The following is a 21,760-nucleotide window of genomic DNA, read 5'->3' as shown; positions in this document are numbered from 1 at the left end:
TGCTCAGTGACTCTTCAAACGGATTTGGGCAGCAATCATGGCCGCACCGCTACACGACACCCTGGCCATTCGGCTGGCGGATATCCTTTTGCAGCTCAATCACGGCGAGTCCTTGTGCCGTTACGACTTGGCGCAACAATTCGGTGTCAGTGAACGCACCATTTACCGTGATCTGAACCGGCTTGCCGATGTTGTCGTGCGCCTGCCCGATGGGCGTTACCTGCTCGCCAAGGAACATCAAGGCAAGCTGCAACCGCGAGACCTTGAGGCGTTCGCCAAGGTCACTGGGGTCAGTCGGTTGTTTCCAAACAGTGGGCATCGCTTTTTTCGTTCGCTGCTGGCGCCGGATGAGCAGCGCAACTTTCTGGTCAAGAACCATCATCACGAAAACGTCGAGCCGCATGATCAGCCGTTCCGGCAATTGAAAGACGCCATTCGCCAACAGGTGCAGTGCCGGCTTACCTATGCCGAAAAACTGCGCACGCTGTGCCCCTACCGCCTCGTCAATAACAAAGGCATCTGGTATCTGGCGGCCACCGAAAATGGCCAGTTGAAAGCCTTTACCCTGGGCCGCATCCGCGCCTTGCAGGTCACCGACCAGACCTTCGTTCCGCAGCCACAGGTGCATCGTCAGATTGAGGACGACGATGACATCTGGTTCAGCAAGACCAAGACCCTGGTACACCTGCGCGTTGCACCCGCCATTGCGTACTACTTTCTGCGCCGCCCGGTAGTGCCTGGACAACAGCTTGTCCAGACCCTGGACAGTGGCGAGTTGATTGTCAGCAGCACGATCAGTCATGCCAACCAGATTTTACCGATCATCCAATTCTGGATACCTCACGTGCGTGTGGTGGAACCGGCTTGGCTTGCGGCGCAGTTGAACAGCGACCTCCACCATTACTTGCACTCTACAACCCAGCCCCTGACAGGAACCGAGCAATGAACCCACCGGTAAACGCGACTGAGTCCAACACACTTGTTCCATTGGACGGCGTTGTGCTGAGCAGCGAGGCACATCAGGAACAACAGGCGCAAGCCATCGAAAACCAGATGTGGGGCGGCGCGGATAACACTCAGGCCACTGCCCGCTTGTTGTCCGACTTCGTGCACTCCAGCGAGCAGCATGCAGACATGCCCGTTGAAGCCTGGTTGGCCGAAGAGTTCGGCAAGCACCCTGCCCTCTGGCAAAACGATGTCGAGCGGCTGTCTACTGCCAAAGAGGTGGTGGCATCGGTCATTCGCTTCAATGACGCTGCGGGTGCTTTGCAGGGGCACTTGCAACGCGGTCAAAGCGAAGCCAGCTGGATCGCCCGCGAAATGGAAAAAGGTGCGGCGGTCAGTGGCGCATTGGGTGTGGGCCAGTACGCCACGCGCATCGACGTGGCACTGGCTGAGGCCACAGCTGGCGCAAGGGTGATGATCACCAACAGCAACGGTGATATCAGCTTCTCTCCCAACCTTGATGGATTCATTGCCGAACAGCATCACGTCGACACGTTTAACATCGATGCAGTGACCAAGGGCAGCGAATATCGGGCCAAGGTCGTCAATTCCAATGGGCTGAATTCCGTCGACATCGTCATCGTCGACGGCCAAGGCAATGTGGTGCACGAGTACCAGTCCAAATACGGCAGCGACGCCAAGGCCACCGAGCAGTTGTTTAAGCGTGGTGAGTACGGCGAACAAAAGAAACTGGTGCCCGAAGGACAGGCCAAAGACATTGCCGACAGCGCTGAAGTTATCGAGATCGACGGTGTGCGCTCCGAGCCGCTGAGCAAAGAGCAGGCCCTGGAGTGGCAACGCAAGGCGCGCGAAGAAGCCGAGGCGCGCCAGTATGAATGGAGTGACACTAACCGCATCAACGTGGCCAAACAGATCGGCAAGCAGGCATTGATCGGGGCGAGTATCGCAGCCGGCCTGCAAGGCGCACGTATCCTTGCACGGCGCACGTGGAATGCATTCAAGGGCAGGGAAAACCCTCCGGCCAGCGTCGATCTCAAAGACTTCGTCACCAGCACCATGAGCAGCACAGCCCAGGTATTCACCCAGGTGGCCGTCAGCGGCGCGCTGGTGGTTGCGGCGAAAAATGGCTTGCTGGGGAGTGTGATGAAACGGACGCCTGCAGGCCAGATCGCCAACATCGCCTGCATCGCACTGGCTAATACGAAAATCCTCTACCAACTTGCCACGGGCCAGCTGTCCAAGGAGGAAGCGCTCAACCGTATGGGCCAAACCACCACCTCGGCCGTGTTTGCCCTGGCGGCGGGTTCCAAAGGCAGCGCGCTGGGCATGGCGATCGGCACCGTATTCGGGCCGCCCGGTATCGCCGCTGGTGGGTTTATCGGCGGTATGGTTGGCGCCATGGCGGGCGGCGTTATCGGTGAGCAATTGTTCGAGGCCGGGAAGAGCCTGGTCCAGACTTCGGCTGCTGTGGTCAATCGTGTGGCATCAAGCGTCGTGGAAGGTGCCAAGGCGATTGCCGCCAGCCTGGGTAACTTTGCCAAGGGGTTGTTTGCATGAGCCTTCCCAATGCGTCGCTGCACGACAAACTCCACACCCATCTGAGCGCCGGCTACCCGGGCTTCTATATACAGTCCAGTGAAGAAGCACGGGTTGACCGGATTCTTGCGCAGACAGGCAGCAGCCTGCAGTTGCACGTCATGGAGTGGAACCTGGCCTACGGGTGGGTGGACTTTCACACCAAGCAACCGCGCACCGACACCACCCAGACCGAATTGGCCCACTGCCTCCCAGCCCTGGCAGACGAAGACTTGAGCCAGAAGTTGATCGTGATCAAGGACGCCAAGTCGGCGCTGGAAAACCAACCACTGGCCATCGCGCGCCTTAAACAACTGCTCAACCGCATCCAGCGCCATCATCGGGGGGAATGTGCAGTAGTGTTGGTGGCTGAGAGCCTGTTCATTGCCCCTCAGGTGGAAGCACAAATTACGTTGTTGACGCTTCCCTTGCCGGGGCGTGAAGACATCCTCGGGCAGATCGAGGCGTTCTCCGCCGAGCATAACCTGACTATCCCTGCGAACCTGTTGCCGCGCCTCGCCGCGACCTGCAGCGGGCTGAGCGAAGCAGAAATCCGCCAAGTTCTGTCGTTGGTGCGTCAACCGCACCCAGAGTTGAACGATGCCGCACTCGGCCTGATTCATTACGAGAAAGAACAGATCATCGCCAAAAGCGGCGTGTTGGAAATGGTCAAGGTTGGTGAGACCGCCCACGATATCGGCGGTCTGGAGAACCTCAAGCATTGGCTCAAGCGTCGCGCCGAAATCTTCCGCCGCCTGGACGAAGCAGAGCGCGCCAGGGTGACAGCCCCAAAAGGCGTGCTGATCGCGGGGATGCCCGGTTGCGGCAAGTCCCTCACGGCCAAAGCCGCTGCGCACCTGTTCCAATTGCCGCTGCTACGCCTAGATATCGGTTCACTTCTGGGCAAATACGTTGGCGAAAGCGAACACAACATGCGCCGCGCACTGACCATGGCCGAAAGTGTCAGCCCGTGCATTTTGTGGATCGACGAGCTGGAAAAGGCCTTCGTCGGGATGGGCAGCGGAGAAGGTTCGGAGGTGTCGTCCAGGTTGTTCGGCTATTTCCTGACCTGGATGCAGGAAAAGACCGGCGCGGTATTCGTGATTGCCACAGCCAACAATATCAGCGCCCTTCCCGCCGAGCTGCTGCGCAAAGGGCGTTTCGATGAAGTGTTCTACGTAGGTTTCCCGAATGCCAAGGAGCGCTCGGCCATCCTCGGCATTCACCTCAAGGACGACTGGCAACAGTTCACTGAACAACAACAGCAGACACTGGCAGCACTTTGTCGCGATTACTCCGGCGCCGATATCCAGAACGCCGTGGGCGAGGCTCGAGAAAGTGCATTCCTGGATGGGCAACCGCTGACCCACGATGACGTCGAACGCGCCATCCGTACCACCGTACCGCTGCGTGAAACGCTACGGGAGCAGGTTGGCAAATACGAAGTGCTATTTGAAAAGCTCAAGCTCAAACCAGCCTCAAGAACCGACGGGCTAAGCATCGCCCAGATGATTCAACTGGCCGACAGCCCCAACCCGGTACGCCGAAAAGAAGTGGCCTGCCACTTGGAGTGCCCGGATGACCTACTGGAAAAGCTCAGTACGGACACCGACCCTGACGTACGCCTGAGCGTATACCGCAACCCCAATTGCACCGAACGCCTGCTAGCAAGCTACTTGAGCAAAGACGACAACGCTGCCGACTTTGACCTGAACATCTATCAGCTCAGTTGCCTGCACCCAAGGGCACCTCAGGACCTGCTGGCCAGTGAGTTGGGCAAATGGGACGGCAGCGCATATATCGAGGAAGAGAAACTGCTCGCGTGCTCACACCTCGCCGATGAAGTTACGCTGGCTCTGTTCAACAACAGCAAAAAGCACCCGACTCGCCTGGATATCTGCCAACGGACGACCTTGTCTGTTGAACTACAGGGGCAGCTGATTGAAAGCCTATGGGATGTAAAGCTGACCAACGACGCGACCCAGTTCGTTGCGCTCATCAGCAACCCGGCACTGGATCCGTCTCATCACAAGAAAATCGCGAGCCACCCCAAGCACCACATCATGAATGCGTTGCTGACACTGGAGAACCTTTCCACTGACGCACAAATGCTGATATTGGCTGACGAAAACCACCTGTTCAAACTTGCCAAAAACCCAAATATCAGTAACCACGCTCAGCTGTCGCTGCTGTTGCAGGCCTTGACTGGATCACAGGCCCAAACTGTTCTGGAGTGGCTCAAGTCCGACGCTGATGCGGCGTCATTCCCTGAGGAAATCGATGCCTATACGTTTCGCGACAGCGGTTTTGAAGAGGCTTACTCGGAGCTTGCGGCCAACCCAGGCCTGAGTGCCGATGCCTTCAACGTGCTGATAGCGGTTGAGCGAAACAACCGGGACTCGCGAGTCATACACAGCCTTGCCTCCAACCCGATATTGCCGCAGCACTGGCAGCTGGAGTTTGCCAACAGCGACAACCTGACACTCCAAACCTGCCTTGCGAGTAACCCCAACCTTTGCGACGCGGCACGAGCCTTTTTGCTGGAGCAAGGTTTCAAACCGGATGCACGCCGCAATGAGCCTGCGCGCAAAGGCCCGGCGAAAGCGCCAGCCAAACCTCGCATTGCTGTAAACGCAAGCGCCAAGGGCACGCCCACAGGGTCAGTGATAGCTTCAGCCCTGGCCGGGTCTCTTTTGGGCAGTGAGATAAAGCTGCAGAGTGGCTTTTTCCCATCCTGGTTCAAGGGGGATAAGTCCTGACAGGCACACCTAGCACGGCGCCCTTCGAACACTACTCGGATGCCACGGCAATGAGTGAGCTACGGGTGCCTGCCGGGCAGCCCATTGCATTTGGAGAATTGGGAGAATTGGGGTCAGACCACGTTTTCAATAATGCTGGTCTGACCCCAATTTCGCCAATTTCGCCCCCCATTTCGTGAAAATACTACCGCCAAACCGGGCACTCCCAATAAAACCGCAGCCGTTGTGAAAGCGGCCGTTCTGGGCGTGCTGGGTTTATGAGCCTGCTATCCTCTCGTCACGCCGCATGGCGCTCATCGCGAAAGCGTCTGGCGGGCGCCCAAACACAAAAGGAGAATAATTGTGTTCCCATTGGATATTTGGCTGACCTATACCGCCGCCTGTCTGTTACTGGTGCTTTCCCCCGGGCCGGATAACCTGCTGGCAATCGCCAGGGGACTCAGCCAGGGCAGATTGGCGGCAGCCATTTCAGGAATGGCGTCGGGCACCGGCATCCTGTTTCACGTAGCAACTGCTTCCCTGGGATTAACCCTCCTGATGCAGACCTCGGTGCTGGCCTTCTGGATCGTCAAGGTGATCGGGGCCAGCTATCTGCTGTGGCTGGGCATCAAAGTCTTGCGTTCGCGCAACCTGATCAACTTCCAGCCAGCAGCACGCCAGCCCCTGAGAAATATCTTCCTCACCGGTTTTCTGTCGGCGGCCCTGAACCCAAAGCCGGGCCTCTTCGTGCTCGCTTTCATTCCCCAGTTCGTCAATCCCAAGCTGGGCTCGGTCACGGTGCAAATGATGGTATATGGCGCCTGGTTCGCGGGATTGACCGCCCTAGGCTTTGCCCTCATGGGAATTTTTGCGACAGGTCTTTCGGCGTGGTTACAGCGCAAGCCGAAGGTGGTCAACGGGCTTAACCTGGGCGCGGGCTTTACGTTTGTGGCCTCGGGGCTGTCGATCGCAGCGCTGAGTCAAAAGTAAAAGAAGTTCATGGCCGGGCAACCCCGGCCAACTTCAAGGCAACAAACATGATGCTAGCGTCGAAGGCCAAAGCCTCATCTTTTCCTTCGTGGATTCCCACGTGAAAACGGAAAATTTGGGTCAGACCACGTTATCAATAATGGTGTACTGCCCCCTATTCCCCCTGACCAACCCGCTTGCTGTGGGACTTGTTGTTGCTGAAATTGAGATCGCAGGTACAACCGCGATCTGACCCACTTTGCGTCGACTACGGAATGCACCTGTTTTCTTGCGGTCTGTAGCACAACGCTGCAAAGGACTCGCGCCATGTCGATTCGCCCCACGCTCTGCCTGTTGATCCTGCCACTATTTGCCGGCTGCCAGTTTTTCCCACAGACCCATTACTTCACCGCCCCCGACAACGAGCCGAACCCCGCCTGGGTACGCATCGTCAATTTCACGCAGCACGCCGATATCTACCAATACGAAAACGGTGTGCGCTCGGGCGGTGTCATCCGTAGCGGGCCGCTGCCCTTCATCCATACGCAGGATCAGGGCATGCCCAAAGCCGGGCAGCATTTGACGTACGACTATTATGAAACCCGCGTGCGGCCCGGCATCGAAACCCATGTGGGGCTGTTCTGGGAGGGGCCGCGCACTCAATCCTGTTTTGTCACGGTGCAGTTCACGCCGCAGGCTGGGCGTTACTATCAGTTCAGCCTGACGTCGGGCTCCAGCGGCACCTGCACGGCCAGGCCTTCGCTGATCGAGCGCGATAAAGCGGGGGCGGGATGGCATCTCACGCCTAATCCGCAGGTGACTTACTCGCCTGTCGGCCCCACCGCCAAAACCCACTACAACAACAGTCGCTTCGAGGACCCGGATTACCAGCCGCCTCCCGGTCTCTATCCGGGGATGTAGGGATCAGCGACCAGCGCCAGCAACTCATTCACCAATTCAAAGGCTTCCTGCTGATAGCCCTCGCGCCAGCGGGCTGAGAAATCCTCCGGCCTGCCCTGCTCTTCCCACTCGGCCAACGCCAGGCCATTGATAATTTCCAGCTCGAACCATTGGCGCTGCCAGGCGGCAACGTCGGTCACCAGCGTGGTGTCCTGCCATAGGCATTCGGTGTGCGCGACAAATTGGCTCCACGCAAACAGCCCGTGTGAAGCCTTTTCGCCCTGCGCGATCAATTGCGCTTTGTTCACCTTCAGTCCCCGCGTTTGCAATTCAATCCCCACTGAAATAGCGCCATGCCTATAACCCGCGCCGTGGGGTAAGGCAGTAGACCCTTTGCGCTGGCAAGAGAATAAGTGCGCAGGAGCCTTCGGACCACCCCACGATTACACACGGGGGATTAAGGCGACGGATTTGGTTTACCACGTTTACACTGGCGCCTTTTGCGCCACTCACTCAGGCACGCTTATCGCCCCCCCTTACGAATGGAATCGACACAATGCTCAACTCCCCGCGCCCGCTCAAACCGCTCACCTGCCTCCCCCTCCTCGCCGCCCTCAGCGGCTGCGGCGCGTTGACCGATGTGCGCTCCTTCTCCACGCCCTACGCCACGCCCACCAGCGCTGAAACCGTGCGCCTGCGTGTGATGAGCGATGGCATGGTGCGCGCTGTGCCCAATTCCAACTGCATCAACTTCCGCCTGCCCGGCGCGGGGGTGATGGTGGCCAACCGAGAGGGCTACGCAGACCGCAACGGCGAAAGCCTGGGCATGGCGCCCGTGCAGCGGTCTTCGGAGGCCACGGTGATGAGTGAACTGCGGGTGCCGGCCGGGCAGCCCATCGCGTTTCATTACATCGGCAATCGTTGCTACAACATGTTTACCTTCGTGCCTGAGGCGGGGATGGATTACGAACTGGATGCAGCGGGGCGCTATAAGTGCGGGGTGACGCTCAAGCGCATGTTGGTCGGCAAGACTGAGGGCACTCGGGTGCCGTTGGGTGAGAGCAAGTTGTGCAATTGGGGCGATAACTTCTGAGTCACGCCTCGCCCTCAGCTATGCAACGGCAACGCCACCCCGAACAGCACGAAGAACCCACCACAGACTTTATTGAACCGCCGCCCGGTGCGTGCCAACCAGGGCCGTACCCGGTGCGCGGCGCTGGCCACCAGGTATTCGACCGCAAACTCCACCACGGCGTAGGTCAGCGCGATGATCGCGGTCTGCGTGATGATGTTTCTGTGGGGATCGAGGAAGGGTGGGATAAAGGCGGTGAACAGCAGCAGCGCCTTGGGGTTCGAGAGGGCCGAGACCAACCCTTGGCGGAACAGCGACCAGCGGCGCAGGCTGGAAGGGGCCGCTGTTTCCAGGCTGACGGGGGCGGCGCGCCACAGTCCGTAGCCCAGCCAGATCAGGTAGAGCCCGCCGGCAATCTTCAAAGCCGTGAACGCGCTGGCCGAGGCCTGGATCAGTGCGCCCAGGCCCAGCGCGCACAGCGCAAGCACCAAGGCAAAGCCGAGCACGCCGCCGCTGATGGTGAACAAGGTTCTGCGACTGCCGTGCAGCGCGCCATGGGTCAGCGCCAGCAACGCATTCGGGCCTGGCACCACGGATATCCCGCAGCAGGTGATCAGGTAGAGCAACCAGGTCTCGAAGGGCATGATCAAGTCCGCAATGGGTGGTTTTGGCTGCTATCTTGCAAATGAACAACGACCGTGAAAAGCGCATAATTCACGTCGCAGCCATTCGATTAACGAATAAAGGTAACCGCCATGTCTTCCAGCGATTTGCAGATCGATTGGCTCAAGTGCTTCGTCGCCGTGGTGGATGCCGGTTCGCTGTCGGGGGCGGCCCATGAGGTGAACCGCTCGCAGTCCGCCGTCAGCATGCAGATGAAAAAACTCGAGGCGGCCCTGGGCCGGCCCTTGCTCAACCGTGGCCCGCGGCACCTGCAACTGACCGATGACGGCCAGACGTTGCTGGGCTATGCCCGTCGCATGCTCGCCCTGCACGCCGAGACCCAGGCGGCGTTTCACGGCGAGGCGTTGACCGGGCGCATCCGTCTGGGGGTTGCCGAGGACTACGCCGCCAGGTACCTCACGCCGCTGCTCAAACGTTTTGCACCGCGTTATGCGGGGGTGGACATCGAGCTGACCTGTGAACAGTCGACCGCCCTGATCCCGCGTGTGCGCAGCGGAGATCTTGATCTTGCGCTGGTGTCCAGGGACTCGCCGCACACGGGGACGTTTCTGTTCAAGGAGCCGATGGTGTGGGTCGGCTCCGCGCAATTCGAACTATGGCGCCGGGACCCGGTGCCTATCGCCGTCTACGAAAGCGAAAGCCTGGCGCGCCGGTATGCGGTGAATTCGCTGGCGCAACAGGGCCGCCAGTTCAAGGTGGTGTACAACAGCTCCAGCCTGGCCGGCCAACTCGCGGCCGTGGAAGGTGGGCTGGCGATTGCTGCGATTACAGAGTGCACCGTGCAGCCATCCTTGCAGGTCTTGAGCAGCGAACATGGCTTGGGCGCTATCGAACCGATGGAGGTGTCGATTCTACGTAGCCGGGCTTCGCGCGGGTCCAAGGCGGTCAACAGCCTGCATGGGTTTATCATCAGTGCGCTTAGAGCTCAGGCGTAGCCCTGGCGCGTAGCGCTATCTAGACACCGAGGTGATCCCATAGCAGCCTCGCTGAAGCTCGACAGCTCCTACAATTGATCTGCATTCGGAGCTATACATGGCCCTGTCCAAACGTGAAACCGTTGGTATCGAACGCCAGCTGGTCGCTGCACTGACTGACGCCTGCGAAAAGGCGAAGGCTGAAATCCCGGGGTATGAATGGCTGACGCACACGGTCAACTACGCCGACTTCCCGCAAAGCCTGCGCATCACCTGGGTCTTCGACACCCGCGCCAACAAAGACCACGCGGTGGCGACCGGGTTGGACGCACGCATCCGCGAACTCACGGCCGCAGCCCTGCACGATGCGCAAATCCCACCCGTGCCGTTGCCGCGCTGCGTTCAACTTGACTCCGAAGAAGCCTGCCAAACCCAACACGGCGGCAATTGGCGTTTGCGCCTGACCCGCTCAGCCAACTAGAGCCTGGCGCCCAACTGCTGGATAATGCCTCGCCCTGTTCTCCGCCCGCTGAAAAGGAAATCCCGCCCCATGAAGTTGCCGCTTTCCGCCGCCCTGCTTGCGCCTGCCCTGCTGTCGCCTTCGATGGCCCACGCCGACGACGCCGCTTTGATCGACACGCTCAAGGCCTTCACCCGCTGCGACGCGAGTTTTTTCAGCAGCCTGAACACCCACCGCGACGCCTGGCAGGCCTACGCCCCGCTCAAGCAAGAGAAGGACTTCAGCTGGATCGCGGTGCGCGATCGCACCGACCCCAAGGCCACCGCAGTGCCGGTGAGCGCACCAGCCATCGCCGGCTTGAAGTTGCTGTCGTACAACGATGAGGTCAGCGATCTCGGCCCGTTGGGCCTGTATTACTTCTGGGGTTTCACGGTGGACGGCAACATTGATGAGGTCGCGCAGCGCTTTGCCGCACTGCTGGACCAACCCGCAGCGCTGCAAAAAGGCGAAGGGCAATACACCCGCAGCGAGCTGAAGGTGGGCAACAGCTGGCAGGCGATCAAGCCGATGCCGGGCAAGGCACCGGGGCTGCGCCATGTGGAGCGGGTGCTGATCGTGGAACCGGAGGGCACGCACTCGCGTGTGAGCTGTTCGGTGCAGGGCGGGGTGACTCCCGGTTTGGTGGCGCTGCTGCGGCCGGACATTGCGCCGGTCGATTACCCGCGTACGGTGGCCGACACCCATCTCGCCGACGTGCCGGTGCCGCCCACTGTGCTCCAGGGCCTCGACGCGCCGTTATTGCGGCCCAGGTTCAAGACGTTGAGCTACACCTACCTGTCGAAGAATGACGCGGGCAAGGACGCGCCGATCACCATCCGGTTCAAGGCCGAGGGCGGTTTGCTGGTCAAGAATGAGGCCTATGGCAACGCCTTCAATATGGACCGGTTAATGCTGGCAGACCTGATCCAGCTGAAATCGAAAATGAACGGTGTGGGCGAAGGCCAGGTGCTGCAGACCCGCGAGGCCGAGGTCAAACTGCCGACCAGTTGGGCACCGGGCCAGACCCTGAGTGCGCACCTGAAGATGGCCAATGTGCCGGTCAAGCCCACTGACAAACCGACCGAAACCACCTTGACCTGCAAAGTCGGCGAGCGCTTCCCGGCGCGCCAGGTGTTTGCGTCGTTGACGGGCGATGCCATCCGGCTGGCCTGCGAGCAGGACGGCTACACGTCGTCGCGCGCGTTTATCGAGGACCTGGGGGTGGCCCTGACGCTGGAGTCGACGTCGAGCCAGACCCACTATGTGAATGAAATCCAGACGCTGGACGTTGTGCGCTGATTAGGGCTCCACGCCACGCAAGAACACATCGAAGCGGCGACTGATCGCCCGTTGTGTTTAGCCGCAGTCGCACTCAACGTGTGATGAGCCGGCTTATTGTGGCGAGCGGGTCCGTTGTGGCGAGCGGGCTTGTTGTGGTGAGCGGGCTTGCCCCGCGTTGGGTGGCGCAGCCGCCCCAATAAATACACCGCATTCTTTCAGACAGAATGCGGTGCCTGGTCTGGGGCCGCTTCGCGCCCCAACGCGGGGCAAGCCCGCTCGCCACAACAAGCCCGCTCACCACAGATAAGTTTGAACAACCACAGCAAGCCCGCTCACCACAAGGGATTAGGGGGCAGTTAGAAGTGGCGTATGAGCGAACCAAACAGGTCGCCCCGGGGCATTTGGCTCAACGGGATTTCGGCGTTCTCGAACCACTGCGCACTGGCTTCCGGATGGGGGCCGCTCAGTATCACTACGCCTTTCTCGAAGGTATACCGCGCCGCCGCGACGTCGCCGTTGCGGTAGGTCGCGATGGCCGTGTAGGGCGCGACTTTGGGAAAATACGGACCGTCCTGGAAGAACACCTGGTCAGGCTTGCCGTCCCACGTGACCTGCACGGCGGCGTCGGCGCTGTCGGGCACTTCGAAACCGGGGCGGCCGGCTTCGCCGTCGAGGTCCACGGGGATCAGGCCGAGGTTGCTGTCATCCGCCAGGTAGGCGCCCATGCACAAGCCCAGGTAGCGCCCGCCGTTGGCCACGTAATCGCGGATCGCCTCGCTGCGCGCATCGCCCAGGCTGCGCAGGGCGCCGGGGATGTCCTGGCCGCCGCCGGGTTGCACGTAGAGGTCGTAGCGCGCCAGGGTTTGCGGGGTGATGTCGATGGGCTCGTCGGCGCCCACGAAGTCGATACGGTAGTTGGGGTTGATGCGCTGCAGGGCCTTTGCCACGTTTTCCGAACAATCATCGCAGCCTGCCGGGCCACGGTAGATGGCGACACGGGTGATAGGCGCCGAGGCTTCGGCCGGTGACGGCAGCAAAAGGGCAAAGGCAAACAGCGTGGCGACGACAGCTCGCAGGTTCATGGTCAAGGACTCCTGAAGGACCACGCAAAGCCTATAGCGATTGCGCCGTTGAATCCGTTAACAGTTGTAAACGACGTTCAGTTGGGGATAACTGGTGGTCGAGCCCCGTTCCGAGAGTGCCCATCATGTTTGAACTCGCCGCCCTCATCACCTATATCGCCGTCGTGATCGGCCTGTTCCTGATCCCCGGCCCGTCCGTGTTGCTGGTGATCACCCGCACCGTGCAGGGCGGCCGCAAGGTCGGGGTCGCCACCGGCCTGGGGGTGGCGTGCGGCGACCTGCTGCATACCCTGGGCGCGGCACTGGGCTTGTCCGCGATCCTGATGACCTCGGCTACCGCATTCAACGCGGTGAAGTGGGCTGGCGCGGCTTACCTGATCTACCTGGGCATCCGCGCGTTCATGGCCAAGACCGGCACACAGAAAGGGCTGACGTTGCCTGCGGTCACGCCGCGCCAGGCGTTTTTCCAGGCGGTCGGTGCCGAGTTGCTCAACCCGAAAACCGCGATTTTCTTCCTGGCCTTCCTGCCGCAATTCGTGCACCCGGAAGCCGGCTCATCACTGGTGCAGTTCGCGGTGCTGGGTTTGATTTTCTCGGTGCTCAGTGCGGTGTACACCAGCCTGCTCGCCCTCGCCATCCGCCCCTTGAGCCGAGGCATCAAGGGGCTGTCCAAACTGCGGCGCTGGGAAGGAAAAATCATCGGCACGCTGTTTATGGGGCTGGGGCTGAAGGTGGCGTTGCAGCAGCGTTAGTCACTTGGCAAACGCATACTCCCCACCCTGCTCCACCGCCTTGCGATAGGCAGGTCGGGCCTGGAATTTTTCTACCCACGCCGCCAGATGCGGGTAGGCCTGCAACTTGCCCTGGGCCTTGGCGATTTCGCCGATAAAGCTCATCTGGATATCCGCACCGCTCAGCTCCTCGCCCAGCAGGTACGTTTTATCGGCCAGCACGTCGTTCAGGTAACCCAAATAGTTGGCCACTTCCGATTCGATACGCGGATGCAACGGCGCGCCGGCTTCACCCAGGCGGCCAACATAGAGGTTGAGCATCAGCGGCAACATGGCCGAGCCTTCGGCGAAGTGCAGCCACTGCACGTAGGTGTCATAGGCGGCGCTGGTTGGGTCCGGTTGCAGGCGGCCCTGGCCGTGATGGCGGATCAGGTAGTCGATGATCGCGGCGGATTCGATCAACACCTGGCCACCGTCTTCGATCACCGGGGATTTGCCCAACGGGTGGATGGCCTTGAGTTCCGGCGGCGCCAGGTTGGTTTTCGGGTCGCGCTGGTAGCGCTTGATCTCGTAAGGCAGGCCGAGTTCTTCGAGCAGCCACAGGATGCGTTGGGAACGTGAGTTGTTGAGGTGATGGACGATGATCATGGCGTGCTCCGCAGGGCGAGAGGGATGTCTTGGAAACAGACTACGCCAGCGTCCGGGAGTGCCGACAATTAAATTTCAACGCGACAAACACCCGTGGTTACCATGGGGATCGATTCCACAGGAGTTTCGCCATGGACCTGAAGTTCAGTCACGTCGACATACTGGTTGAAAACCTCGAGGAGGCCTGCGCCTATTACGCAAACATCCTCAAGGCACGCATCTCCAAGACCTTTGTGTGGGAACGCGGCGGTCTGCATGTGCGTTATGCCGTGGTGCTGATGGGGCAAGAGCGGTTCATGCTGGTGCAGCCGATTGCCGGGAATCTGCGCGAGCTGTTGGACGCCCACGGCGAAGGCATGATTTACCGTCACTGCTACACCACGCCGGACATCGAGGTCGCCTATGACGAGCTGATCGCCGCCGGTGTGCAGCCCGAGAATGAAAACGGCGTGCCCCTGGCCCGCGAGAACCTGCAGTCGCCTTCCGGCGGGCGCATTATCTGGCTACCCAAGCGCTTCGGGCACTTTTCCATGGAGATCCTGGAAGAGAAGACACTCGAGGCGTTTATTGTGGAGGCGTTTGGCTGATCGACGCCCACGCCGCCTGGGCCAGTAACTGCGCATAGGCATTCGGGCTGTTCTTGACCCGCCCGGACAACCACGCCCGGGCGTAGTTTTCTGCCGCGCCAACGATCAGCGAGAGCAAAAGCTCGGCGGGAATGTGGCTGAACGCTTGAGCGCGGCCCTCCTCGCTCATCCACTCGGTCAATTGCCGATTGCGCTGTTTGTTGCGGGTGAGCAATTCATCCTTGAACGGGCCGTTGGCCACGGCGAAACGGCTCTGGAACACAAAGCGCGCCCAGTCGGGTTGCGCGTCTACCCACTCCACATAGCTGCGCACCAATGCCTCCACGCCTGCCTGGGCGGTTTGCGCCTGGGTCAGGTAGTGCTCACGCAGGGCGGCCTGGTCCTCCAACGCGGCAAAAAACAGCGCGGCGACGATGCCTTCCTTGCTGCCGAAATGGTGGTAGATGGCACCCACGCTGGTGTCGCACCGCGCGCGGATGGTTTCGATGTTCGTGGCTTCAATACCCACTTCGTTAAAGCAGGCCAGCGCCTCGCGCAGGATGCTGCGCTTGAGGTCGCTGCGCCGGCCCGGGAAGGTGCGCTCGATCAGATCAGGTGCGTGCATGAAGTCGCTCGCCAAATGTGCGGAGTCTAAAGGTACGGCAGCCGCGAGAGAAGGCATGGCTTGACACTCTTGAGATTTACAGAATATTGTTCCGTCACAGAATATTATTCTGCAAACCTATCCGGAGGAAATCCATGAGTCAGTTTCTCAGCATGTTCAACAGCGCAGGTCCAGCCGCCTTCAGCCAGATGGCCTGCCAGGTGGCGCCCTACTTCAGCACCATCAACCCTGAAATCGCCGAACTACGCCCAGGCCACGCGGTGGTCAACGTGCCGTTTCGCAAGGAAATCACCAACCACCTGGCCTCGGTGCATGCCATTGCGTTGTGCAACGCAGCGGAACTGGCCGGTGGCACGATGACCGATGTGTCGATCCCCCAAGGCGCCAAATGGATTCCCAAAGGCATGACCGTGGAGTACCTGGCAAAGGCCAAGTCGAACATCCGTGCGGTGGCGGATGGCAGTGGCATTGACTGGGCAACGGCTGGCGACAAGATCGTGCCGGTGGATATTTTCGATGAGGGCGGGGTGAAGGTGTTTACGGCGAAGATCACCATGAATGTGAAGATCGCCTGAGGCCACGGCAGCAGGAGGAGGACCTGACCCGATGCTGAAAACAGCGCAGGACAAAATGTGGGAGGGGGCTTGCCCCCGAATGCGGTGTGTCAGTCGCTGAATCTGTTGACTGGTACACCGCAATCGGGGGCAAGCCCCCTCCCACATAGGATCTGGTTTGTTTGGAAGACAGCTCAGCCCAGGCGGAACCGCGCAGTGTTGTCACTCAGTGCCTGGCTGCCTTTGCTCAGGGTGTCGGCTGCGCGGTTCACTGCCCGCGCACCGTCGAGCAAGCGCCCGGCGGCCTGGTCCACTTGCTGGATGTTGCCACTCACTTCATCCGCCGTCGCCGCTTGTTCCTCGACGGCGGTGGCGATCTGCGCCAGGGTGTCGGTCACGTGCTGCACCGCCCCGGCGATCTCGCCCAAACGGGTGCCCAGCCCGGTGACGGACTCCGCGTCCGTCAACGCTTGTTCACACGCGGCGCCCATCAGGGTCACCGCCTGGCTGACCGTGGCGCGCAGGCTGTCGACGGTGCCGGCGATCTGCGCGGTGGAGGCTTGGGTGCGTTGCGACAGGCTGCGTACTTCATCGGCCACCACCGCAAAACCACGGCCCTGCTCGCCGGCGCGCGCGGCTTCGATGGCGGCGTTGAGGGCCAGCAGGTTGGTCTGTTCGGCGATGCCGCGAATGGTGTCGACCACCGATTGAATCTGCTGGCCCTGCTGGCTGACTTGCTCCAGCGCATCGGCGGTGTCGGTCAGGCGTTGGTTGAGCTGCTGGATGCTGGCCGTGGTGCGCTGGCTATCGCGGCTGCTGTCTTCAGCAATACGCCGGGTCTGCTGGGCGCTGCCCGAGGCCTGTTCGCAGCTTTTGGCGACGCCCAGGGAGGTCGCCGCCAGCTGGGTCGCGGCGGCGGCAATCTGGCTGATTTGGTGTTGCTGGTCTTCGACTTCGGTGAGGGTGCTGCCCGATTGCGAATTGAGGGTAAGCACCGCCGAGCCGAGCTGCTGCGTCTCGTGGTTGACCCCCAGCAGACTGGTGCGCAGTTGCACCACCGCCACGTTGAGCGCGGTGCTGATGGCCGCCAGTTCGTCGCGCCCTTCCACCGCCACCTCCACGCACAGGTTGCCGTCGCGCAGGGACTCGGCCAGGGTGGTGATGCCGCTGGCACTGCGGCGGATCGAGGCTTGCAGGCACATGAACAGGTACAACGCGGCCAGGGCCAGCAGGCTGAATGTCGCCGCGACGGGGACGAACTTCTGCAACGAGCGATCGCGGTAGTGACCCAGGCGCGCATCCAGCGAATCGAGGGATTGGTTGCGCAGCGCACCCAGGCTGTCAAGCATGCCGTCGACACTGGTTTCGAAGGCGGCGGTGTCGAGCTTGATGGTGCCGCCGAACACGCCGTCGTCGAGTACTTTGAGTTGGTTGTCCAGGCGTTGCAGGCTGGTGTCGTACTGGGTGGTCCAGGGTTCCAGGCCGGCGTACGGCTTGGCCTTGAGCGATGCCGCCGCCTTGACCAACTGGTCGCGCGCATCGCCGATACGGCCGCGCAGATCACGCATCTGCAAACGGCTTTGCAAGGTGAATTGCCCCGAGGCGATGGACGACTGGCCGACACTGGCCATGCGTCCGATGCGCTCGATCAGGTCCGGTGTGTGCTGGGTGGACATCTGCATCAACAGGTAGGTTTCCAGCCATGGGTCGAGAATCAGGCCGGCGTCCAGGGTGATCTGTTCGCGCAGGGTTAGCATGGCGGTCAGGGCCGAGGTGAAACGGTCGTAACCGTCCGGCCACCAGCCCACGGTGCGCAGGGACTGGGAGTCCATGCCCTTGACCGTGGCCTGCAACGCTTCGAAGCGAGCCAGCACGTCGGCGCCGGCATGCTGGGCCTTGAGTGAATCCCCCAGGGTTTGCAGGCTCTGCAGGATCAGCGGGAAATTCGCATCGACCTTGTCCATCGCCGCCTTCGCCGCCGGAGTCGGGGCGTGCAGGATGTCGGCGGCTTTCCAGCGCGCGGCCAGGTTGCGCTGCGCCGTCAACTGGCCGTCCAGCCCATCCAGGGCCAGCAGTTGGCGAACGCCGGATTGCTCGCTGGAAATCACGGTCAGCTTGTCTCGATAGTCCGCGCCGATCATCCACAGGCTGCCCGCCAGGGGCAGCATGAACAGGAAGAACAGAATCTGGAACTTGCGCGCAAAGCCGAACCGCCCCAGCAGGCGGATACCCGGTGATAAAAGGCTGTGCATGTGCAAACACTCCCCAAAAACGACCCAGGCGGTGCACCGCTGGGTGAAGCCTTGAAATGACTAACGGCAAAATGCCATGTCATTGATTGGGAAGGCACTAGCAAGATGTGGGCCGCTGGTGGAGAGGCCGGATACAGGCGGGGTGGCACACTGACGGTGCACGCAAAGCGCCCTGAAATGGGGCGAAAGCACCCATCACTGCGCGCAGATATGTAACCACGCCACAAACCCAAGGTGGGAAGGGGCTTGCCCCCGATGGCAGTGTGTCATTAAGCACATTCTTCGCTGGCCCACCGCAATCGGGGGCAAGCCCCCTCCCACATTTTCAACCCCCGACAGCCTCGCTTACCCTTGCGCCTGCCCGGCCATGTACCGGCTGAAGTTATTGATGTGATCATCCAGATTATCCTCAAGCATCATCCGGTACTGATCGCAGAAGTACTTCAACATGGCCTCCCGCGCATCGGCCATTTCTGCACCGGACTTGAAGTTGCGTGCACTGGCCCAGGCATTGAAACGCGTGGTGCCAAACATCATCGAGGCGCTGACCTGGCCGAGGTTTTCGTGGGCCTGGAGCTGCTCGTTCGACAGTTCGATATGCGCGTCGGCACGGTCGTAGAAGGTGGGGTCGATGGCGTCTGCCATGGTGGTTTTCCTTGGTCATCAGGTTTGAATGAGGGTCTGTCAAGCCAGCAGCGCGGTTATCCACCTGGCCTGCTGGGAAATTTCTTGCCACTTTTCTGGCGGCACTGCCTGCCGCGCCTGCTCGAAGCTGGCCAGGGTCTTGTGCTTTTGCTGCAACAGGCGCTGCCACTTGGCAAGGAACGCCGGGCTACGCGCCTGCATTTGCAGGGGGCCGAAGTACAGCTGTTCGGCGGTGTACGCCACCGGCCCGGTGCGCTCGGCGACGATGATTTCGTAGTAGAAACGGTTCTCGCGCAGCAGCTCTTCATGGAGGATGGAGTAACCGTTGTGCATCAGCCATTGGCGCAGCGCTTGTTCGCCACCGTTAGGTTGCAGGATCAGGCGTTCCTGGCCGCTCAGGTGCAGTTTGCCGTTTTCAAGAATGTCGCGGATCGTCTCGCCGCCCATGCCGCAGACGCTGATGGCGGTGATGCCGTCATGGGGTTCGATGGCCGCCAGACCATCGGCCAGGCGCACGGTGACCTGCTGCTCCAGGCCGTTGTCGCGTACGGTACGTTGCGCCGCATGAAAGGGCGTGGTCGCGACCTCCCCCGCCAGCGCCGCCGTGATCGCACCTCGGCGCATCAACGCCACCGGCAGGTAAGCGTGATCGGAACCGATGTCGGCCAGTCGCGCGCCAGCCGGTACGTTGGCGGCCACGCGCTCCAGGCGCTGGGATAAGGTGTGTTCGTTCAACGGCCCTGCTCCCCGGAAAACCGATCGCGGCTGTTGGTCAGGTGCAACACCATGGCGGCGCGGGCGGCATCCGGGTCCTGGCGCTTGACCGCGTTGAAGATTGCCTCGTGCTCCAGGTTCGCCAACTGCCCCAGCTTGGCAAAATCGGCGCCGCCACGTTCATCGTTCTTCACCTGGGTACGCGGGATCATCGCATTGCCCAGGTGCAGCATGATTTCGGTGAAGAAGGTGTTGCCGGTGGCCTCGGCGATCAGTTGGTGAAAACGTTTGTCTTCCTCCACGCAGCTGTCGTTATTGGCCAGGGAAGCCTGGTAGTCGTCCAGGGCCTGGCGCATGTGAGCCAGTTGGGCGTCGGTCCTGCGAACCGCCGCCAGAGCAACGGCTTGTACTTCAAGGCCCAGGCGCAACTCCAGCATGTTGCGCACGCTGGCCACCGTGTCCACGTGCAAGCGCAACCCCTGCTGGGCCTGCTGCTCCAACACAAAGGTGCCAATACCGTGGCGGGTCTCGACCAGGCCGGACGCCTGCAACTTGGAGATAGCCTCGCGCACCACCGTTCGGCTCACGCCGTGTTCGCGCACGATGGTGGATTCCGAGGGCAGTTTTTCACCGGGTTTGAGTTGGCCGAGCAGGATGCGCTGGGTCAACGCGTCGACCACGCCTTGGGCCAGGTTGGTGGAGCGTCTGCGGACAGAGCTTCCATTATCGATGGGCATATTACGTGTCCACAGGGTTGAGCAGCGGCAAGCTTAACATTCCCACCTGCCCGTCGCGTCTTCAGGATGTTTGATGTCAAAAAAACAATCCACTTGTATGACAACACACTAAAAACGCATTTTAAAAATCAAAAAACCCCAATACTGTTGCGAAAAAAATAAATCAACTTGTATGATGTCTATCAACAAGACACACACACCCGCATAAAAACAATCAGGGGGAGTTTTGAATGGTGACCACTTCAAGCCACGCATCTGCCACACCCGAAAATGATCCAGTCCTCACGCGCGCCGTGAGCAAAGTGAAGGGCCATGTGCTCCCACTGTTCGTGATCATGTTCATCCTCAACTACATCGACCGGGTCAATATCGGCTTTGTGCGCACGCACATGGAACACGACCTGGGCATCGGCGCTGCGGCCTATGGTTTCGGCGCCGGGCTGTTCTTCATCGGCTACGCCCTCTTCGAAGTGCCCTCCAATATGCTGCTGCAAAAGGTTGGCGCACGTATCTGGCTGACCCGCATCATGTTCACCTGGGGCATCGTCGCCACGCTGATGGCGTTCATCCAGAACGAAACCCACTTCTACATCCTGCGCTTCCTGCTGGGTGTGGCTGAAGCCGGCTTTTTCCCGGGGGTGATCTATTACTTCACGCGCTGGTTGCCCGGTGTGGAGCGTGGTAAAGCCATTGCGATTTTCCTCAGTGGCTCGGCGGTCGCGTCGCTGATTTCCGGTCCGCTTTCCGGCGCGCTGTTGCAGATCGAAGGGTTTGGCTTGCATGGCTGGCAATGGATGTTTGCCATTGAAGGCCTGGCCTCGGTGGCGCTGGGGTTCTTTGTGTGGTTCTGGTTGGACTCCAAACCCCACGACGCCCAATGGATGACCCGCGAGGAACAGGACGCACTGGTCAATGCCATCGACCAGGAACAACGCGACCGCGAAGCCCTCACCAGCGTCAAGCCGACCCTCGGCAAGCTGCTCAAGGACCGCCAGATCCTGCTGTTCTGCGCGTTGTATTTCTGCATCCAGCTGACGATCTACGCCGCTACCTTCTGGCTGCCGAGCATCATCAAGAAGATGGGCGATTTGAGTGATGTGCAGGTCGGCTTCTTCAACTCGATCCCGTGGCTGATCTCGATCATCGCCATGTACGCCTTCGCCTCGCTCTCGGGCAAATTCAAGTTCCAGCAGGCCTGGGTCGCGGCAGCGCTGTTGATTGCAGCGGCGGGGATGTTCATGTCGACCACCGGCGGGCCGATCTTCGCGTTTGTGGCGATCTGTTTTGCGGCCATCGGCTTCAAGTCGGCGTCGTCACTGTTCTGGCCGATCCCCCAGGGCTACCTGGATGTGCGCATCGCCGCTGCGGTGATCGCGCTGATCAACTCCATCGGCAACCTGGGCGGCTTTGTGGCGCCGACCACCTTCGGTTTCCTGGAGCAGACCACCGGTTCGATCCAGGGCGGCCTCTATGGCCTGGCCGGCACCTCGGTGCTCGCCGCGATCCTGGTGTTCTTTGCCAAGACGTCCCCCTCTGCCGCATTGAAGCCAGCGAGCAGCGTGCCCACCGCCGCTCTCGGCAAACCACTTTGAGCCCAGTCAGGAACCT

General features: G+C 60.7%; 22 protein-coding genes. 13 read left to right on the top strand and 9 right to left on the bottom strand.

Annotated features, from left to right (window positions below; translation table 11 throughout):
• Nucleotides 1-37 precede the first annotated feature (37 nt).
• The 5 genes from NL123_RS09805 to NL123_RS09785 all read left to right on the top strand — a co-directional run bounded on the left by NL123_RS09805 (nucleotide 38) and on the right by NL123_RS09785 (nucleotide 7,169).
• Nucleotides 38-946 carry a helix-turn-helix transcriptional regulator gene (locus NL123_RS09805; protein ID WP_494357666.1) on the top strand — a complete coding sequence of 303 codons (909 nt, stop codon included), beginning with the start codon at nucleotides 38-40 and terminating at the stop codon, nucleotides 944-946.
• Entirely contained in the window at nucleotides 943-2,523 is a 1,581-nt protein-coding gene (locus NL123_RS09800) for a hypothetical protein (protein WP_494357665.1), read from the top strand. Before NL123_RS09805 ends, NL123_RS09800 begins: the two co-directional genes overlap by 4 nt.
• A complete protein-coding gene (locus NL123_RS09795; RefSeq protein ID WP_494357664.1) occupies nucleotides 2,520-5,300 on the top strand; it encodes an AAA family ATPase in 2,781 nt (926 codons plus the stop codon). Before NL123_RS09800 ends, NL123_RS09795 begins: the two co-directional genes overlap by 4 nt.
• 342 nt (nucleotides 5,301-5,642) lie before the next feature.
• Nucleotides 5,643-6,269 carry a LysE family translocator gene (locus NL123_RS09790; RefSeq protein ID WP_494357663.1) on the top strand — a complete coding sequence of 209 codons (627 nt, stop codon included), beginning with the start codon at nucleotides 5,643-5,645 and terminating at the stop codon, nucleotides 6,267-6,269.
• A gap of 306 nt (nucleotides 6,270-6,575) precedes the next feature.
• The gene (locus NL123_RS09785) at nucleotides 6,576-7,169 is read left to right on the top strand and encodes a hypothetical protein (protein WP_494357662.1); all 594 of its coding nucleotides are present in this window, start codon (nucleotides 6,576-6,578) and stop codon (nucleotides 7,167-7,169) included.
• Here NL123_RS09785 and NL123_RS09780 read toward each other — a convergent pair.
• Entirely contained in the window at nucleotides 7,154-7,489 is a 336-nt protein-coding gene (locus tag NL123_RS09780) for a hypothetical protein (protein WP_494357661.1), read from the bottom strand. The two genes, NL123_RS09785 and NL123_RS09780, sit on opposite strands and share 16 nt — an antisense overlap.
• A gap of 215 nt (nucleotides 7,490-7,704) precedes the next feature.
• On the opposite strand from NL123_RS09780, the gene NL123_RS09775 reads away from it, so the two are divergent.
• Nucleotides 7,705-8,241, top strand: a complete 537-nt coding sequence (locus NL123_RS09775) for a hypothetical protein (RefSeq protein ID WP_494357660.1) — start codon at nucleotides 7,705-7,707, stop codon at nucleotides 8,239-8,241.
• Nucleotides 8,242-8,255: 14 nt separating this feature from the next.
• Here the strand turns inward: NL123_RS09775 and NL123_RS09770 are convergent, their stop codons facing one another.
• Nucleotides 8,256-8,864, bottom strand: a complete 609-nt coding sequence (locus NL123_RS09770; RefSeq protein ID WP_494357659.1) for a LysE family translocator — start codon at nucleotides 8,862-8,864, stop codon at nucleotides 8,256-8,258.
• 111 nt (nucleotides 8,865-8,975) lie between these two features.
• On the opposite strand from NL123_RS09770, the gene NL123_RS09765 reads away from it, so the two are divergent.
• From NL123_RS09765 to NL123_RS09755, 3 genes are all read left to right on the top strand, one after another.
• A complete protein-coding gene (locus NL123_RS09765; RefSeq protein WP_494357658.1) occupies nucleotides 8,976-9,839 on the top strand; it encodes a LysR family transcriptional regulator in 864 nt (287 codons plus the stop codon).
• A 97-nt stretch (nucleotides 9,840-9,936) separates the two neighbouring features.
• Entirely contained in the window at nucleotides 9,937-10,299 is a 363-nt protein-coding gene (locus NL123_RS09760; RefSeq protein ID WP_494357657.1) for a hypothetical protein, read from the top strand.
• 69 nt (nucleotides 10,300-10,368) lie between these two features.
• On the top strand, nucleotides 10,369-11,616 hold the full coding sequence (locus tag NL123_RS09755) for a hypothetical protein (RefSeq protein ID WP_494357656.1): 1,248 nt from the start codon (nucleotides 10,369-10,371) through the stop codon (nucleotides 11,614-11,616).
• Between the two features lie 338 nt (nucleotides 11,617-11,954).
• On the opposite strand, the gene NL123_RS09750 is transcribed toward NL123_RS09755, so the two are convergent.
• Nucleotides 11,955-12,680: a BPL-N domain-containing protein gene (locus tag NL123_RS09750; RefSeq protein ID WP_248483165.1), complete on the bottom strand. Its 726-nt coding sequence runs from the start codon at nucleotides 12,678-12,680 to the stop codon at nucleotides 11,955-11,957.
• A 125-nt stretch (nucleotides 12,681-12,805) separates the two neighbouring features.
• Here NL123_RS09750 and NL123_RS09745 point away from each other — a divergent pair, with 125 nt between their 5' ends.
• On the top strand, nucleotides 12,806-13,432 hold the full coding sequence (locus tag NL123_RS09745; protein ID WP_248483167.1) for a LysE family translocator: 627 nt from the start codon (nucleotides 12,806-12,808) through the stop codon (nucleotides 13,430-13,432).
• On the opposite strand, the gene NL123_RS09740 is transcribed toward NL123_RS09745, so the two are convergent.
• Complete coding sequence (locus tag NL123_RS09740) at nucleotides 13,433-14,059, bottom strand: glutathione S-transferase family protein (RefSeq protein ID WP_494357655.1); 627 nt, start codon at nucleotides 14,057-14,059, stop codon at nucleotides 13,433-13,435.
• Between the two features lie 131 nt (nucleotides 14,060-14,190).
• On the opposite strand from NL123_RS09740, the gene NL123_RS09735 reads away from it, so the two are divergent.
• Nucleotides 14,191-14,646 (top strand): VOC family protein, encoded by a 456-nt coding sequence (locus tag NL123_RS09735; RefSeq protein ID WP_058425639.1) that lies wholly within the window; start codon nucleotides 14,191-14,193, stop codon nucleotides 14,644-14,646.
• On the opposite strand, the gene NL123_RS09730 is transcribed toward NL123_RS09735, so the two are convergent.
• On the bottom strand, nucleotides 14,624-15,250 hold the full coding sequence (locus NL123_RS09730; RefSeq protein ID WP_494357654.1) for a TetR/AcrR family transcriptional regulator: 627 nt from the start codon (nucleotides 15,248-15,250) through the stop codon (nucleotides 14,624-14,626). The genes NL123_RS09735 and NL123_RS09730 overlap by 23 nt on opposite strands.
• Nucleotides 15,251-15,384: 134 nt before the next feature.
• On the opposite strand from NL123_RS09730, the gene NL123_RS09725 reads away from it, so the two are divergent.
• Nucleotides 15,385-15,825 carry a hotdog fold domain-containing protein gene (locus tag NL123_RS09725; RefSeq protein WP_248483173.1) on the top strand — a complete coding sequence of 147 codons (441 nt, stop codon included), beginning with the start codon at nucleotides 15,385-15,387 and terminating at the stop codon, nucleotides 15,823-15,825.
• A gap of 173 nt (nucleotides 15,826-15,998) precedes the next feature.
• Here the strand turns inward: NL123_RS09725 and NL123_RS09720 are convergent, their stop codons facing one another.
• The 4 genes from NL123_RS09720 to NL123_RS09705 all read right to left on the bottom strand — a co-directional run bounded on the left by NL123_RS09720 (nucleotide 15,999) and on the right by NL123_RS09705 (nucleotide 20,152).
• Nucleotides 15,999-18,056: a methyl-accepting chemotaxis protein gene (locus NL123_RS09720; RefSeq protein WP_494357653.1), complete on the bottom strand. Its 2,058-nt coding sequence runs from the start codon at nucleotides 18,054-18,056 to the stop codon at nucleotides 15,999-16,001.
• Between the two features lie 345 nt (nucleotides 18,057-18,401).
• Nucleotides 18,402-18,701: a DUF3144 domain-containing protein gene (locus tag NL123_RS09715; protein ID WP_494357652.1), complete on the bottom strand. Its 300-nt coding sequence runs from the start codon at nucleotides 18,699-18,701 to the stop codon at nucleotides 18,402-18,404.
• Nucleotides 18,702-18,740: 39 nt separating this feature from the next.
• Complete coding sequence (locus NL123_RS09710) at nucleotides 18,741-19,436, bottom strand: tRNA (adenine(22)-N(1))-methyltransferase (protein WP_494357651.1); 696 nt, start codon at nucleotides 19,434-19,436, stop codon at nucleotides 18,741-18,743.
• The gene (locus NL123_RS09705; RefSeq protein ID WP_248483181.1) at nucleotides 19,433-20,152 is read right to left on the bottom strand and encodes a FadR/GntR family transcriptional regulator; all 720 of its coding nucleotides are present in this window, start codon (nucleotides 20,150-20,152) and stop codon (nucleotides 19,433-19,435) included. Before NL123_RS09705 ends, NL123_RS09710 begins: the two co-directional genes overlap by 4 nt.
• Nucleotides 20,153-20,385: 233 nt before the next feature.
• On the opposite strand from NL123_RS09705, the gene NL123_RS09700 reads away from it, so the two are divergent.
• Nucleotides 20,386-21,744 carry an MFS transporter gene (locus NL123_RS09700; RefSeq protein WP_494358290.1) on the top strand — a complete coding sequence of 453 codons (1,359 nt, stop codon included), beginning with the start codon at nucleotides 20,386-20,388 and terminating at the stop codon, nucleotides 21,742-21,744.
• The last annotated feature ends 16 nt before the right edge of the window (nucleotides 21,745-21,760 follow it).

The sequence above is a fragment of the Pseudomonas sp. FBCC-B1565 genome (genome assembly GCF_059133265.1).
The sequence above is the reverse complement of the archived record's forward strand: the minus strand, read 5'-3'. Positions and strand labels throughout refer to the sequence as shown.

Coding starts and splice junctions, on each gene's coding strand:
- NL123_RS09760 (WP_494357657.1), top strand. CDS start 9,937: ATGGCCCTGTCCAAACGTGAAACCGTTGGTATCGAACGCCAGCTGGTC.
- NL123_RS09705 (WP_248483181.1), bottom strand. CDS start 20,152: ATGCCCATCGATAATGGAAGCTCTGTCCGCAGACGCTCCACCAACCTG.
- NL123_RS09805 (WP_494357666.1), top strand. CDS start 38: ATGGCCGCACCGCTACACGACACCCTGGCCATTCGGCTGGCGGATATC.
- NL123_RS09750 (WP_248483165.1), bottom strand. CDS start 12,680: ATGAACCTGCGAGCTGTCGTCGCCACGCTGTTTGCCTTTGCCCTTTTG.
- NL123_RS09725 (WP_248483173.1), top strand. CDS start 15,385: ATGAGTCAGTTTCTCAGCATGTTCAACAGCGCAGGTCCAGCCGCCTTC.
- NL123_RS09730 (WP_494357654.1), bottom strand. CDS start 15,250: ATGCACGCACCTGATCTGATCGAGCGCACCTTCCCGGGCCGGCGCAGC.
- NL123_RS09755 (WP_494357656.1), top strand. CDS start 10,369: ATGAAGTTGCCGCTTTCCGCCGCCCTGCTTGCGCCTGCCCTGCTGTCG.
- NL123_RS09765 (WP_494357658.1), top strand. CDS start 8,976: ATGTCTTCCAGCGATTTGCAGATCGATTGGCTCAAGTGCTTCGTCGCC.
- NL123_RS09770 (WP_494357659.1), bottom strand. CDS start 8,864: ATGCCCTTCGAGACCTGGTTGCTCTACCTGATCACCTGCTGCGGGATA.
- NL123_RS09800 (WP_494357665.1), top strand. CDS start 943: ATGAACCCACCGGTAAACGCGACTGAGTCCAACACACTTGTTCCATTG.
- NL123_RS09775 (WP_494357660.1), top strand. CDS start 7,705: ATGCTCAACTCCCCGCGCCCGCTCAAACCGCTCACCTGCCTCCCCCTC.
- NL123_RS09715 (WP_494357652.1), bottom strand. CDS start 18,701: ATGGCAGACGCCATCGACCCCACCTTCTACGACCGTGCCGACGCGCAT.
- NL123_RS09735 (WP_058425639.1), top strand. CDS start 14,191: ATGGACCTGAAGTTCAGTCACGTCGACATACTGGTTGAAAACCTCGAG.
- NL123_RS09745 (WP_248483167.1), top strand. CDS start 12,806: ATGTTTGAACTCGCCGCCCTCATCACCTATATCGCCGTCGTGATCGGC.
- NL123_RS09720 (WP_494357653.1), bottom strand. CDS start 18,056: ATGCACAGCCTTTTATCACCGGGTATCCGCCTGCTGGGGCGGTTCGGC.
- NL123_RS09795 (WP_494357664.1), top strand. CDS start 2,520: ATGAGCCTTCCCAATGCGTCGCTGCACGACAAACTCCACACCCATCTG.
- NL123_RS09785 (WP_494357662.1), top strand. CDS start 6,576: ATGTCGATTCGCCCCACGCTCTGCCTGTTGATCCTGCCACTATTTGCC.
- NL123_RS09740 (WP_494357655.1), bottom strand. CDS start 14,059: ATGATCATCGTCCATCACCTCAACAACTCACGTTCCCAACGCATCCTG.